The 13,632-nt window shown below is 68.9% G+C and carries 11 protein-coding genes; 5 read left to right on the forward strand and 6 right to left on the reverse strand.

From position 1 onward, the window contains the following. From DEU38_RS02820 to DEU38_RS02840, 5 genes are read left to right on the forward strand one after another with little or no spacing between them, the layout of a single operon-like run. Positions 1 to 876, forward strand: a complete 876-nt coding sequence (locus DEU38_RS02820; protein WP_114718631.1) for a branched-chain amino acid ABC transporter permease — start codon at positions 1 to 3, stop codon at positions 874 to 876. After that, a complete protein-coding gene (locus DEU38_RS02825; RefSeq protein WP_114718632.1) occupies positions 876 to 1,922 on the forward strand; it encodes a branched-chain amino acid ABC transporter permease in 1,047 nt (348 codons plus the stop codon). The genes DEU38_RS02820 and DEU38_RS02825 overlap by 1 nt, the downstream gene beginning before the upstream one ends. After that, entirely contained in the window at positions 1,919 to 2,695 is a 777-nt protein-coding gene (locus DEU38_RS02830; RefSeq protein WP_114718633.1) for an ABC transporter ATP-binding protein, read from the forward strand. The genes DEU38_RS02825 and DEU38_RS02830 overlap by 4 nt, the downstream gene beginning before the upstream one ends. Then, complete coding sequence (locus DEU38_RS02835) at positions 2,692 to 3,405, forward strand: ABC transporter ATP-binding protein (protein WP_114718634.1); 714 nt, start codon at positions 2,692 to 2,694, stop codon at positions 3,403 to 3,405. Before DEU38_RS02830 ends, DEU38_RS02835 begins: the two co-directional genes overlap by 4 nt. Positions 3,406 to 3,410: 5 nt before the next feature. Continuing rightward, entirely contained in the window at positions 3,411 to 5,057 is a 1,647-nt protein-coding gene (locus DEU38_RS02840; protein ID WP_114718954.1) for a class I adenylate-forming enzyme family protein, read from the forward strand. Here the strand turns inward: DEU38_RS02840 and uca are convergent. The 6 genes from uca to urtA are packed head-to-tail and all read right to left on the reverse strand — an operon-like array spanning position 5,047 to position 13,488. Then, on the reverse strand, positions 5,047 to 8,634 hold the full coding sequence (gene uca, locus DEU38_RS02845; protein ID WP_114718635.1) for an urea carboxylase: 3,588 nt from the start codon (positions 8,632 to 8,634) through the stop codon (positions 5,047 to 5,049). The genes DEU38_RS02840 and uca overlap by 11 nt on opposite strands. Before the next feature lie 48 nt (positions 8,635 to 8,682). Continuing rightward, positions 8,683 to 9,375, reverse strand: coding sequence for an urea ABC transporter ATP-binding subunit UrtE (gene urtE, locus DEU38_RS02850; RefSeq protein ID WP_114718636.1), 693 nt, complete (start codon positions 9,373 to 9,375; stop codon positions 8,683 to 8,685). Positions 9,376 to 9,377: 2 nt separating this feature from the next. Next, positions 9,378 to 10,205 (reverse strand): urea ABC transporter ATP-binding protein UrtD, encoded by an 828-nt coding sequence (gene urtD / locus DEU38_RS02855; RefSeq protein ID WP_114718637.1) that lies wholly within the window; start codon positions 10,203 to 10,205, stop codon positions 9,378 to 9,380. After that, complete coding sequence (gene urtC / locus DEU38_RS02860) at positions 10,202 to 11,299, reverse strand: urea ABC transporter permease subunit UrtC (protein ID WP_114718638.1); 1,098 nt, start codon at positions 11,297 to 11,299, stop codon at positions 10,202 to 10,204. The genes urtD and urtC overlap by 4 nt, the downstream gene beginning before the upstream one ends. After that, the gene (urtB, locus tag DEU38_RS02865) at positions 11,296 to 12,180 is read right to left on the reverse strand and encodes an urea ABC transporter permease subunit UrtB (RefSeq protein ID WP_114718639.1); all 885 of its coding nucleotides are present in this window, start codon (positions 12,178 to 12,180) and stop codon (positions 11,296 to 11,298) included. The genes urtC and urtB overlap by 4 nt, the downstream gene beginning before the upstream one ends. Before the next feature lie 39 nt (positions 12,181 to 12,219). After that, positions 12,220 to 13,488: an urea ABC transporter substrate-binding protein gene (gene urtA, locus DEU38_RS02870; protein ID WP_114718640.1), complete on the reverse strand. Its 1,269-nt coding sequence runs from the start codon at positions 13,486 to 13,488 to the stop codon at positions 12,220 to 12,222. Positions 13,489 to 13,632: the final 144 nt, after the last annotated feature.

The following is a 13,632-nucleotide window of genomic DNA, read 5'->3' on the forward strand; positions in this document are numbered from 1 at the left end:
ATGACTGACGCACAACTCTGGCTCGCCGCTCTCGAGATCGGCGCGTTCTTCTCACTCATCGCCCTGGGTATGTATCTCGTGGTGGTGGGGGCGGACTTCTTCAACTTCGCGATGGGCCCGTACGCGATGGCCGCCGCCATGGCCTGTAGCTTCGTGGTGGTCGACTACGGTGTCCCGCTGTGGCTCGCGCTGCTGCTCGGCCTCGCAGTCGGCATGGCGCTGTCGGTGATCACCGAGAAGCTCGTGGTCCAGCAGGTCCAGAAGCGGTCCGGCCGAGGTGAACTGCCCGCACTGGTCGCTGTCACCGCGGTGCTGTTCGCGGTGCAGCAGATGGCCGGCACCATCTTCGGCCGCACCCCGCTGCCGGGGCAGAAGCTCTTCGACTTCCAGGCCGTCACCGTCGCCGGCGCCACCGTCGACGGCTCGTCGATCGTGCTGATCGCCGGCACCGCGATCGTGTTCGTCGCGGTCGGTGTGTGGCTGCAGACCTCGCAGACCGGACGGCTGCTGCGCGCGGTGGGCGACAACCCGGAGGCGGCTCGCGTGCTGGGGCTGCCGGTCAACCGGGTGCGTCTGGTGGCGTTCACCGTCGCGGGCCTGATCGCTGCGATCGCCGGACTGTTGTTCGCGTCCAAGGCCGGTGTGCAGTTCACCAGCGGTCTGTCGTGGACGCTGACGGCGTTCATCGCCCTGGTGATCGGCGGTACGGGCCGCAGTTGGGCGCCGCTGATCGGCGGCATGCTGCTGGGCTTCGTCCAGGTGTTCGCGCCGTACTACTTCGGTGCCAGCGCCGCACAGACCGCGATCCTGCTGATCGCGTTGGTGTTCTTCGCCTTCCGGCCGGAGGGCATGCTCTCGAGGAAGGTGCGCGTCTGATGCTGACCGACACGTCACGGAGGTCGGAATCGGCCGCGTCGGCCCGATCCGCGCGGACCAACCGCTCACTGAAGAACATTGCCGTCGAAGTGGGCATCACCCTCGCGGTGGTCGCCGGCGTCCTGCTGTGGATGGGCCCGAGCCTGTACCGGCAGGACCTCGTGTTCCTCGCCGCGACGTACTCGCTGATCGCACTGGGCATGTACATCCCGTTCGTGATGGCCGGCTCGCTGTCGATGGCCTACAGCGCGTACGCCGCGATCGGCGCGTACGCCGTCGCGCTGATCTCGGTGAAGACCGGGCTGTCGATGTGGTGGGGCTGGGTGATCGGGTCCCTGGTGGCCGCGGTGGTCGCGGTGATCCTGGCGCTCGCGACGCAGAAGCTGTCCGGCTTCTACCTCGCCGCCGTGACGCTGCTGTTCGGAATCGCGTTCGAGCACTGGCTGATCGACGGGCCCAGCTTCACCGGCGGCTCCGCCGGCATCTCGGGTGTCGAGGCGGTCACCCTGTTCGGCTGGCAGCCGCCGCGGTACACCCTGGTGGTGCTCGCGATCCTGTTCGTATGCGCGATCGCGGTGATCGTCGACCGACTTCGCAAGTCGGTGTGGGGTCTGACGCTGCGCGCGGCGCGCGACAACAAGAACGCCGGCCGCTCGTCCGGCGTCAATCCGGCACACCTGACGGTGATCGCGCTGGCGATCGGTGCCGCCATCGCGTCGACCGGCGGCTCGCTGTTCACCGTCTCGGTGCAGGCGGTCACGCCCGAGACGTTCACGCTGAGCATCGTGTTCCTCGCGATCTTCATGCCGATCATCGGCGGTCGCAACAGCGCGTGGGGTGCCCCGCTCGGTGCGCTGATCGTGGTGATCGTGACCCTCAACATGCCCGGCTACCAGGGCAGTGGCGAGCTGCTGCTGGCAATCGCGGTGCTGCTGATCCTCGTCATCGCCCCCGGCGGCGTGATCGGTTGGGTCTCCGCTGCATTCGGTCGTCTCACCGGTTCCACGAAGTCCGGCTCGGTCGAGGAAGGAAGTGATCGCTCATGACCGGCAGCGCGCTGCTCGAGGTCTCCGGGCTCACCAAGAACTACGGCGGCGTCCGCGCCGTCGACAACGTCTCGTTCACCGTCGCGCCCGGTGAGGTCGTCGGACTCGTCGGCCCCAACGGCGCCGGCAAGACCACACTGGTCGACTGCATCTTCGGCACGCAGAGGGCCGACGCCGGCACCGTCACGCTGGCAGGTCGGACGCTGACCGGTGCCAGTGAGAAGCGGGCGCGGCAGGGACTGTCGCGCACCTTCCAGCACCCGCAGTTGGCCCTGGAGTTGAGCGCGGTCGAGAACATCGTGCCCGCGCTGTACGGGCGGCGGATGCGCACGCCGCTGCACTCGCTGTGGTGGGCGCTCAAGGGTCCGTTCGAGAACTGGGACGCCACCGCCGACCGTGCCCGCGCCGTTGCGCACGAATACGCGATCGACGACACCACCAGTGCGTGCGGCGAACTGAGCCTGGGCGGCCAGCGTCTGGTCGAGGTGGCACGCGCGATGGCGACCGACCCGCAGGTCCTGCTGCTCGACGAGCCGTTCGCGGGTGCAGACCACACCGGTATCGCCGCGATCGCCGGCGCGGTGCGCAAGATCCAGGCGCAGGGCCGCGGCGTGGTGCTGGTCGACCACAACGTCGATCTCATCGCCGAACTCGCGACCACCGTCGTGCTGCTGGACTTCGGCTCGGTCGCCTTCCACGGCGCACCCGCCGAATGTCTCGCGAGCGACGCGATGCGTGAGGTGTACTTCGGGGCAGGAGAGGAAAACTCATGACCACGCTCGACGTGAAGGACCTGCGGGTCCGGTACGGGTCGGCCGTCGCGGTCGACGGCGTCTCGTTCACGGCCACGCCCGGCACGGTGACCGCGATCGTCGGACCCAACGGTGCCGGCAAGTCCAGCCTGTTCGGGGCCGTCTACGGCTCGGTGCGCGGGACCGGTGAGGTGGCGGTGGACGGTCGCCGGGTCGACTCGATGTCGGCGCTGCAGCGGGTGCGGGAGGGATTCGCGTACGTCCCGCAGGGCCGGCAGCTGTTCATGAAGATGTCGGTGCTCGAGAACCTCCAGGTGGGCGCCGACCTGCAGGGCCTGAAGAAGGACGCAATCGAGTCGGCGTTCGAGCGGTTCCCGGTGCTGCGCGAACGTGCGCGCAGCTACGCGGGTGTGCTCAGCGGCGGCGAGCAGCAGATGCTGGTGCTCGGCCGGGCACTGCTGTCGACGCCGAAGGTCCTGCTGCTCGACGAGATGATGACCGGTCTCGCTCCGAAGATCGTCGCCGAACTGCGTTCGCTCGTGGGCGATCTCGCAGCGGACGGCGTCACGGTGCTGGTCGCCGAGCCCGCGCTCGCCGCGCTCGAGTCGGTGGTGCAGCGCGGCTACGTGATGCAGCGCGGCCGGATCATCGACACCCGGTCCGATGCGGACTCGCTCGACGCCGCCTACAAGCAGTCGATGGGCCTCCTGGAAACGACGGTGGGAAAGTGAGTCCGATGGGGAACATCACCACGACACTCGACATCGCGGTCGGCGAATTCGCCACCGCTCCCGAGAAGTTCGCCGACCTCAGCGTCAGTGAGCTCGTGCGGCACTGGGCGCTCACCATCCCCGACCACCTCGCGTTCATCACACCCGACGCCCGCATCTCGTGGGCCAGCTACGACGCGACGGCCGACCGGATCGCGTCCGCGCTGGCGGCGCTGGCCGACCGTGACGGCGACGGCGAACCCGGCGCGGTCGCGCTGTACCTGCCCGACACCATGGTGTTCCACGCCGCGCTGTGCGCCGCGTACCGGACCGGCCGGATCGCCGTGGGCATCGGATCGCGTTCGGGGATCAAGGAAGTGGCGCACCTGACGACCCGCGCGGACTGCCGGGTCCTCGTCACCGCGCGCACGATGCGCGGCCAGGACATCGCCCCGCTCGTCGCCGAACTGCGCGAGCGCACCGGCGGGCCCGAGTATGTCGTCTACGTCGACGATCTGGGGTCGGTGGTGGTCGAGGACGCCGCCGGGCGCCCGATCGCGGTGGGCGAACGCCGGTTCGACGCCACCAGTCCGCGTTTCGGCATCCGGGACGTATCGATGCTCAACTCCACGTCCGGCACGACCGGTCTGCCCAAGCTGGTGACGCAGACCGAACACCGCTGGATCGCGTTCTCGGAGGTGGCGGGGCGCGCCGGCAACATCACCGGCGACGACGTCTTCTTCGGGGCGGTCCCGGCGCCGTTCGGATTCGGATTGTGGACGTCGCACTTCCTGCCGACGCTGCTCGGCGCACCCAATGTGGTGCTCGAGCGGTTCAACGCGGACACCATGATCGACCTGCTCGAGCGGGAACGGGTGACCGTCTTGAACTGTGTCAGTACGCAGTTCAAGATGCTGCTGCGCTCCGACCGCGGCCGCGAGGCGGACCTGAGCGCACTGCGGGCGATGTTCACCGGCGGTGAGGCGGTGCCGTACTCGGAGGCCCTGGCGTTCGAGGAGCGCACCGGGGCGGCGGTACTGCAGTTCTACGGCTCCAACGAGACCGGCGCGGTGAGCGTCACCACCGTCGACGACGACGCCGACACCCGCCTGCGCACCTGCGGGCACCTGCTGGACAACATGCAGGTGCGGGTGTTCGACGACGCCGGCGTCGAGGTGCTGGGCGCCGAGCGACGCGGCCAGCCCGGCGTGAACGGTCCGCTCATGTGCCACGGCTACTGGGACGACGACGCGGCCAACACCGAGCTGTACACCAGCGACGGCTGGATGCTGCTGGGCGACATCGTCGAGATCGATGCCACCGGACGGGTCCGGGTCGTGGGTCGCAAGGCAGACATCATCATCCGCGGCGGCAAGAACATTTCGGCGGTCGAGGTCGAGGAGTTCGTGCGCGCCCACCCGGCGATCGTGATGGTGGCCGTGGTCGGCGTGCACGACGCGCTGTTCGGCGAGAAGGTGTGTGCCGTGGTGGTCACCGCCGACGGCACCGCGCTCGCCGCGACCGAGCTGTCGTCCTGGCTCGCCGAGCAGGGCGTGACCCGCGAGTACATCCCCGAGCACGTCGTCACCGTCGACCGTCTCCCCTTGGCGCCCGGCGGAAAGGTCGCCAAGGGGGAGGTCAAGGTGCTGGCCGAGGAGCAGCTCAGCCGATGACGGCCAGCGGTGTCCCGGGCGCCACCTTGGCGCCCGGCACCGTGAGCACCTGCAGGACGGTGCCCGACCCGGGGCAGGGGACCGGCATCTCCAGCTTCATCGCTTCGAGGATCACCGCCGGCTGACCGGCCGAGACCTGCTGTCCGGGTGACAGTTCCACCCGCCACACGTTGCCGACCATCGGCGCCTCCACCACCACCGCACCCGGTGGGACGTCGACGGTGGCCGGTTCCGGCTCGGGCGCCGGCGCGGTCTCGGTCCGGTCGAACTCGCCGGCCGCGTGCCACGCACGCTTCTCCGTCTCGAAGGCCGCGCTCTGCCGCGCCTCGAACTGCGCGATCGAGTCGGCGTTCGCCTCCAGGAATCGCAGATGGTCGGCGAGCGCGAACGTGCCCTCGCTGATGTCGGCGTCGAACCGGCCCGCTCGCGACTCGGCCCGGGCCTCCGTGAGCTGTTCGGGTGTGACCGGCTCCCACACGATCCGGTCGAAGAACCGGAACAGCCACGGCTTGCCCGCCTCGAACGGAGCGCGCTGCCGGTAGCCCGACCAGATCGGGACGGTCCGCCCGATGAGCTGATAGCCGCCGGGCGACTCCATGCCGTACACGCACAGATACTTGCCGCCGATGCCCACCGCGTCCGACGGCGTCCACGTGCGGGCCGGGTTGTACTTGGTGGTCACCAGGCGGTGCCGTGGATCGAGCGGGACCGCCAGCGGGGCACCGAGATACACGTCGCCGAGGCCGAGTATCAGGTACTCGGCGTCGAACACGGCGTCGCGCACGGCGTCGACGCTGTCGAGTCCGTTGATCCGCCGGATGAACTCGGTGTTCGACGGCAACCACGGAGCGCTCTCACGCACCCCGCTGCGGTAGCGGTCGAGGGCCTCGGCGATGGAAGGGTCGTCGAACGACAACGGCAGTCGCACCATCCTGCTCGGGACCACCAGGTCGTGCGTCGCGGGCAGTTGCTCCTCGAGTTCCCGGAGCAGCCCGAGGACCCGGTACTGCGGCAGCACATCGGGATCGAAGTGCAGGTGCAGCGACCGCACGCCCGGGGTGACGTCGATCAGGCCCGACACCTTCAGCTGCGCCAGCGCCTCCGACAGCGCGTGCACCCGCATCCGCAGTCCCAGGTCGAGCGTCATCGGGCCGTACTCGACGAGGATGTTGTCGTCGCCGCCCCGCAGATACGCCACGGCAGGGCGATCCTCGCCCTCCGGCGCGCGACCGAGGACGCCGCCGTCGCCGCGCGAGATACGCACGGCGGGAACATCCTTCGACCGATCCGCATCCGACCGCCGCAGCGCATCGGCGGCCTCGTCGGGTACCGGCACGAAGCGCACCGCGTCGCCCGGCCGGATCTGGCCCATCTTCCAGCGGTGCGCGCTCACCACGGTGAGCGGGCACGCGAACCCGCCGAGACTGGGTCCGTCCGGGCCCAGCAGGATCGGGGTGTCGCCCGAGACGTTGAGGGCGCCGACGCTGTACGGGTTGTCGTGGAGGTTCGACGGGTGCAGCCCGGCCTCGCCGCCGTCGGGGCGCGACCACGTGGGCTTGGGGCCGTCGAGACGGATACCGGTGCGGTTCGCGTGACTCGCGACGGTCCAGGTGGTCCCGTAGAACTGGGTCATGTCCGCGTCGGTGAAGTACGACGGCGACGGCTGCGGCCCCTCGGTGACCGCGAGGTGCCACGTGTGGGCGAACTCGGGGCGGGAGTCGGACGGTACCGGTGCCGGGTCGGCGAGGACATCGGTGGCATCGAGGATGCCCAGCACGTCCCCGGTCGCGACGGCCTTGCCGGTGATGCCGCCGAACCCGCCGAGCGTGAACGTCGAGGCGCTGCCGTGGAACAGCGGGGCGTCCAGGCCACCGCGCACCGCGAGGTAGGTGCGCAGGCCGGTTTCCGCGGGCGAGCCGATGTCGAGCGTCGCGCCCGCCGTGATCGTCACGGGCTCCCACATCGGCACAGCAAGCCCGTCGACGGTCACCGGGACGTCGGCGCCGGTGACACACACCGTCACCGGAGCGGAGAACACCAGACGCGGACCCTGCAGCGTGCACTCGAGGCCCGGCGCGCCGACCGGATTGCCGACCGCGGTGTTGGCGAGCCGCAGCGACAGGTCGTCCATCGGACCTGACGGCGGAATACCGACCTCCCACAGGCTGATCCGGCCCGGCAGGTCCTGCACCGTGGTCATCGTCCCGGCGCGCAGCACGTCGATGCGCGGCCCGGTCGACGGCAGGTCCGCGAGGGATGCGGTGGTGTACTCGGTGACCGGCCCCGCACAGACGTGGCGCAGTTGCGGCAGATTGGTCTGCACGCCGTACAGATGGGTCTCGGTCAACGCGGCGTCCAGGTTCGCGAAGGCGTCCTCGCGGGTGGCTCCCCGGGTGACGATCTTCGCGATCATCGGGTCGTAGTGCGCGCTCACCTCGGTGCCGGTGTCGACCCACGTCTCGATCCGCGCGGCGGCGGGGAACCGGACGGCGGTGAGCGTGCCGGCGCTCGGGCGGTAGTCGTGACCGGGATCCTCGGCGTACACGCGGGCCTCGACGGCGTGCCCGGTGACTGCGGGGCCCGAGTCGGGCAGGCCGTCGAGCATCCGGGTGTCGCCGGCCGCCAGTCGCAGCATCCACTCCACCAGGTCGATGCCGGTGACCTCCTCGGTGACCGGGTGTTCCACCTGCAGACGGGTGTTCATCTCCAGGAACGATGCCTCGCCGCGGTCCACGTCGTACACGAACTCGACGGTCCCCGCGGACCGGTAGTGCACCGACGACGCGAGCTCGCGCGACGAGCGCAGCAGGTGGTCCACCACGTGATCGGGCAGGCCCGACGCCGGCGCCTCCTCGACCACCTTCTGGTGGCGTCGCTGCAGCGAGCAGTCGCGGGTGCCGAGGCTCAGCGTGCGGCCGCCGCCGTCGCCGAACACCTGGACCTCGACGTGCCGGGCACGGGCGACGAAGCGCTCCAGGAACACTCCCGACGACGAGAAGTTCGCCGCGGCCAGGCGCTGCACCGTCTCGTACGCCCCGCGGAGTGCGGCCGGGGTGAAACACGCCTGCATTCCGATGCCGCCGCCCCCGCCGACGGCCTTGAGCATCACCGGGTATCCGATGCGGTCGGCCTCGGCCAGTGCGTCGTCCATCGTCGCGAGCAGTCCACTGCCCGGCACCAGGGGGACGCCCACGGCCCGCGCCGCCTCCCGGGCGGTGTGTTTGTTGCCGAACACCCGCAACTGCTCCGGGGTGGGGCCGACGAATGCGATTCCGGCCTGTGCGGCGGCGGCCGCGAATTCGGCGTTCTCCGAGAGGAACCCGTAGCCGGGGTGGATGGCGCCGGCGCCGCTCGCGAGCGCGGCGTCGATCACCAGATCGGTGCGCAGGTAGGACTCCGCGGCGGGTGCCGGGCCGAGTCGGACGGCGGCGTCGGCCATCTCGACGTGCATCGCGGACGCATCGGCGTCGGAGTACACGGCCACGGTCTTGAGGCCGAGCGTGCGTGCGGATCGCATTATGCGGCACGCGATCTCGCCGCGGTTGGCGACGAGAAGGGTGTCGAAGCCGTGGGACACGGGAGGGCTCCTTCGATCGGTTCGGGAGAGTGGCTCCGGGTGGGCTCGTCAGATAGCCATGGCGGTGCGCACGACGGATTCGGCGCCGGCACCGCCGACGCCGGTGGAGGTGATGCGGCCGGACTCGAGGATGTAGTAGCGCTCGGCGGACTGCAGCGCGAACCCGATGTGCTGCTCCACCAGCAGGACTCCGAGGTTGCCCCGCCGGGTGAGTTCGACGATCGCGGACTCGATCTCGGCGACCACCGACGGCTGGATGCCCTCGGTCGGCTCGTCGAGCACCAGCACCCGCGGCTCGGTGATGAGGGACCGGGCGATCGCGAGCTGCTGTCGCTGGCCGCCGGACAGCAGCCCGGCCCGGCGGCCCAGGAGCGATTCGAGCGCCGGGAACAGCGCGAGCTGCTCGTCGATCAGGGCCTTGCCCCGTTTGCGGCCGTCCGCCACCACCTGCAGGTTCTCCGCGCACGTGAGCTGTCCGAACGACTGCTGCCCCTGCGGGACGTAGGCGAGCCCGCGCGCCACCCGGGCGCTCGGACGCAGCCTCGTGATGTCCTCGCCGTCCAGCAGGACCTTGCCCGACGCGATCTTCGCGAGCCCGACGGCGGCCCGCAGCAGCGTCGTCTTGCCGGCGCCGTTGTGCCCCATCACGGCGGCCACGCCGTCGGCGGGCACCGACACCGAGGCGCCGTGGATGATCTCGGTGCGGCCGTACCCGGTGTGGATGTCGATGAGCTCCAGCATGATCAGGCCTCCTCGAGGACACTCGCGGCAGCGGACGCGGTTTGGGCTGCGGCAGCGGTGGTACCCAGGTACACCTGCTGCACCATGGGATCGGCCTGGATCTCCTCGACGCTGCCGTCGGCGATCACCTTGCCTCGGGCCAGCACCGTTACCGATGTCGCGAACGCCCGCATGAAGTCCATGTCGTGCTCGACGACCACGACGGTCCGTTCACCGCCGATGCGGCGCAGCAGATTTCCGGTCTCCTCACGCTCGTCGTGGCTCATTCCGGCGACCGGTTCGTCGAGCAGCAGCACGTCGGCGTCCTGCACCAGCAGCATGCCGATCTCGAGCCACTGCTTCTGGCCGTGCGCGAGGATCCCGGCCTTGCGGTCACGCAGCTGGGTCAGGCCGATCGTCTCGAGAGCCTCCTCGATCTGCGGCAGGACGGACTTGCGGCGGCGCAGCAGCGTCAGCGCCGAACGTCCGGCCCCGGCGGCGATGTCGAGGTTCTGCAGCACCGTGAGTTCCTCGAACACCGATGCCGTCTGGAAGGTTCGGCCCACTCCCAGCCGTGCGATCTTGTGCACCTTCTGCCCGAGCAACTCGACGCCGGACTTGGTGACCGAACCGGAGGCCGGGACCAGCCCGGTGACGGCGTCGACCAGGGTGGTCTTGCCGGCACCGTTGGGGCCGATGAGGAAGCGCAGATCACCCTGCAGGAGGGTGAGATCCACGCCGTCGACGGCGGTGAACCCGTCGAACGTGACCCGCAGGTCGCGGATCTCGAGGTACTGGCTGGACATTCCGGCGTTGCCGCCGAGTGCCGGCTGGTGGCGGGTGAGGTTCATCGCGCGGCCTCCATCTCGCGGGCGGGTTCGGATTCGGGGTCCGGTGGCGGTGTGGTGACGAGGGTGCGGCGCCGCAGCAACGTCGCGATACCGGCGATCCCGGCGGGGAAGAAGCCGATCACGACGATGAACAGCAGGCCCTGCGCGTACGTCCATGCCGACGGGAAGTTCTCGGACAGCGTCGTCTGGGCCCACGCGACGCCGATCGCGCCGAGCACCGGGCCGAGCAGCGTGGTGCGACCGCCGATCGCGACGCCGATGAGGAACGCGATCGAGGGCACGATGCCGACATCAGCGGGGGAGATGATGCCGACGATCGGCACGAACAGCGCGCCCGCGATACCTGCGAAGAACGCGGCGACCGTGTACGCGACGACCTTGATGTTGGCGGGGTCGTAGCCGAGGAACCGGACCCGCTCCTCCTGGTCGCGGACGGCGACCAGCAGTTCGCCGTAGCGCGAGTTCATCAGCTGCCGGGTGAGGGCGACCACCACCAGGAGCACGGCGGCCGCGATGAAGAACAGCATCCGCTTGTTCGCCGGATCGGCCAGATTGAAGCCGAAGAACGTGCGGAAACGGTTGAGTCCGTTGGAACCGCCGATCGACTGCTGTCCGATCAGCAGGATCGCGAACGCCGCCGCGAGGGCCTGCGACAGGATCGCGAAGTACGCGCCCTTGACCCGGCGCTTGAACACCCCGATCCCCAGCAGGAACGCGACCAGGGCGGGGACGACGAGGATCGCGGCGATGGTGGTGAGCGGCGACGTGAACGGCAGCCAGTAGCCGGGCAGTTCGCGGATGCCCGCGATCTGCATGAAGTCCGGTACCGCATCGCCGCGCAGTTCGGCGTCGGCGATCTTGAGATGCATCGCCATGATGTACGCGCCGAGGCCGAAGAACACGCCCTGTCCCAGGGTGAGCATTCCTCCACGGCCCCAAGCCAATCCGATTCCGACCGCGACGATCGCGAAGCACAGGAACTTGGCCAGCAGGTTGAGCCTGAAGTCGGAGAGCAGGGCCGGCGCGACGGCGAACAGTGCCACCGCCGCGACGGCGAACCCTACCCAGGCCCGATAACGACTGAGCACGGTCATACGAGGCTCCTAGTCTTGGCCACGAACAGCCCCTGCGGGCGGACCTGCAGGAAGATGACGATGAGCACGAACACGATCACCTTCGCGATCGACGCGGTGGTGGAGTATTCGATGAACGAGTTGAGGATGCCCAGCACGAACGCCGCGACCACCGCGCCCGCGATCCGGCCGAGCCCGCCGATCACGACCACGAGGAACGCGTCGATCAGGTACGACTGGCCGATGGTCGGGCTCGTGGAGCCGATGAGCGTCAACGCCACACCGGCGACGCCGGCCAGGCCGGAGCCGATGAAGAAGGTCGTGACATCGGTTCGGCGTGAGGAGATTCCGCTGGTCTCCGCGAGGTCGCGGTTCTGAACCACCCCGCGGATCCGCCGCCCCATCGACGTCTTCGCCAACGCGAACGACAGGACCGCGACCGCGACGATCGCGAGGACCAGGATGAAGATGCGGGTCTTGGGTACCACCGCCCCGAGGATCTCGACGCCACCGGACAGCCACGACGGCGCCACCACATTGACGGCGGGGGCGCCGAAGATGTCCCGCGCCAGTTGCTGCAACACCAGCCCGACGCCGAACGTCACCAGCAGCGTGTCCAGTGGACGGTGGTACATCCGCCGGATCAGCGTGGCCTCGAGCAGGACACCCATCAGGCCGCCCACCACGAAGCCGACCGCCAGCGAGATCAGCAGTGAGGCTCCGGCGCTCGAAATGACCTGCTGCACCACGTAAGCGGTGTAAGAGCCGGCCATGATGAACTCGCCGTGGGCCATATTGATCACGCCCATCTGGCCGAACGTCAGCGACAGCCCCAGTGCCGCCAGTAGCAGGATCGACCCGATACTCAGGCCGGTGAACAGCTGCCCGATAACGACATCCATCGGTGCCCGCCCTCCCTCGTCGTCGTTGTACGTTGCGAGCTAGCTACCGGCGCCGGACAGGCTCTTCGCCCAGTCGTAGTTCGCGAGGTACGGGTCGGGCTGGATCGGGCCGTCGGACTCCCAGACGGTGTAGATCAGACCGTCGTCGCGGATCTCGCCGATGCGGGCGGTCTTGGTGATGTGATGGTTGTCGCCGTCGATGGTGACGAGACCCTCGGGCGCCTGGAAGGTGACGCCGTCAGCGGCGGCCTGGACGTCGGCCACACCGAACGAATTCGCCTTCTCCACGGTGTTCTTCCACAGGTACACCGACGTGTAGGCCGCCTCCATCGGATCGGACGTCGGCTTGTTCGCGCCGTACTTGGCCTTGTAGGCGTCGACGAACTTCTTGTTCTCCGGCGAGTCCACCGTCTGGTAGTAGTTCCACGCCGTCAGCTGGCCCTCGACGTTCGCGACGCCGATGCCGCCCACTTCCTCTTCGGCGATGGACACCGAGACCACCGGCATGTCAGCGGCTTTCAGGCCCACATTGGAGTACTCGCGGAAGAACGCGACGTTGGAGTCGCCGTTGAGGGTGTTGAACACTGCGTCGGCGTTCGCGGTGCGGACCTTGTTGACGATGGTGGAGAAGTCGGTGGAGCCGAGCGGGGTGTAGTCCTCGCCCTTGATCTCGATGCCGTTGGCCGCGGCGTAGGCCTTGATGATGCGATTCGCGGTCTGCGGGAACACGTAGTCGCTGCCCACGAGGTAGAGGGACTTGACGCCCTTCTCCTTCAGGTAGTCCAGCGCCGGCACGATCTGCTGGTTGGTGGTGGCGCCGGTGTAGAAGATGTTGGGGGAGTCCTCGAGGCCCTCGTACTGGACGGGGTAGTAGAGCAGCGCGTTGTTGTCCTCGAACACCGGCAGCATCGCCTTGCGGCTCGACGACGTCCAACCGCCGAAAACCGCTGCGACACAGTCGCTGCTGATGAGCTTCTCGGCCTTCTCGGCGAACACGGTCGGCTCCGACGCGCCGTCCTCGGCGACGATCTGGATCTTCTTGCCCAGTACGCCGCCGGCGTTGTTGATCTCCTCCACGGCGAGGGCGATCGAGTCGCGGACAGTGACCTCGCTGATCGCCATGGTGCCCGACAGTGAATTCAGCGACCCGACCTTGACCGTGTTGCCGGAGGTGTCCACGCAGGAGGCCGCGGAGGTGCTGCCGCCGGCGGAGGTGTCCGACGCCTTGCTGCCACAGCCGGTCAGAACCAGACCGAACGCCGCGAGTGCAGCGGGGGCGGCGAGGGTGCGCTTGGAGAACGTAGGCATGAACGAGCCTTTCCGTCGATGATGTGACGCCGAGCTGTCCCGAAGAAGTGCGAATACAACGCTGTATCCGTGATCGCACACGGTATGCGGAAGTTATTGCGCCGGAATGTCTGTCGGTGACGAGTTCGTGTCGGTTGTTACACC

It is taken from the genome of Rhodococcus sp. AG1013, from assembly GCF_003350365.1.
GTDB lineage: Bacteria > Actinomycetota > Actinomycetes > Mycobacteriales > Mycobacteriaceae > Prescottella.

Coding starts and splice junctions, on each gene's coding strand:
- DEU38_RS02820 (WP_114718631.1), top strand. CDS start 1: ATGACTGACGCACAACTCTGGCTCGCCGCTCTCGAGATCGGCGCGTTC.
- DEU38_RS02825 (WP_114718632.1), top strand. CDS start 876: ATGCTGACCGACACGTCACGGAGGTCGGAATCGGCCGCGTCGGCCCGA.
- DEU38_RS02830 (WP_114718633.1), top strand. CDS start 1,919: ATGACCGGCAGCGCGCTGCTCGAGGTCTCCGGGCTCACCAAGAACTAC.
- DEU38_RS02835 (WP_114718634.1), top strand. CDS start 2,692: ATGACCACGCTCGACGTGAAGGACCTGCGGGTCCGGTACGGGTCGGCC.
- DEU38_RS02840 (WP_114718954.1), top strand. CDS start 3,411: ATGGGGAACATCACCACGACACTCGACATCGCGGTCGGCGAATTCGCC.
- urtE (WP_114718636.1), bottom strand. CDS start 9,375: ATGCTGGAGCTCATCGACATCCACACCGGGTACGGCCGCACCGAGATC.
- urtD (WP_114718637.1), bottom strand. CDS start 10,205: ATGAACCTCACCCGCCACCAGCCGGCACTCGGCGGCAACGCCGGAATG.
- urtC (WP_114718638.1), bottom strand. CDS start 11,299: ATGACCGTGCTCAGTCGTTATCGGGCCTGGGTAGGGTTCGCCGTCGCG.
- urtB (WP_114718639.1), bottom strand. CDS start 12,180: ATGGATGTCGTTATCGGGCAGCTGTTCACCGGCCTGAGTATCGGGTCG.
- urtA (WP_114718640.1), bottom strand. CDS start 13,488: ATGCCTACGTTCTCCAAGCGCACCCTCGCCGCCCCCGCTGCACTCGCG.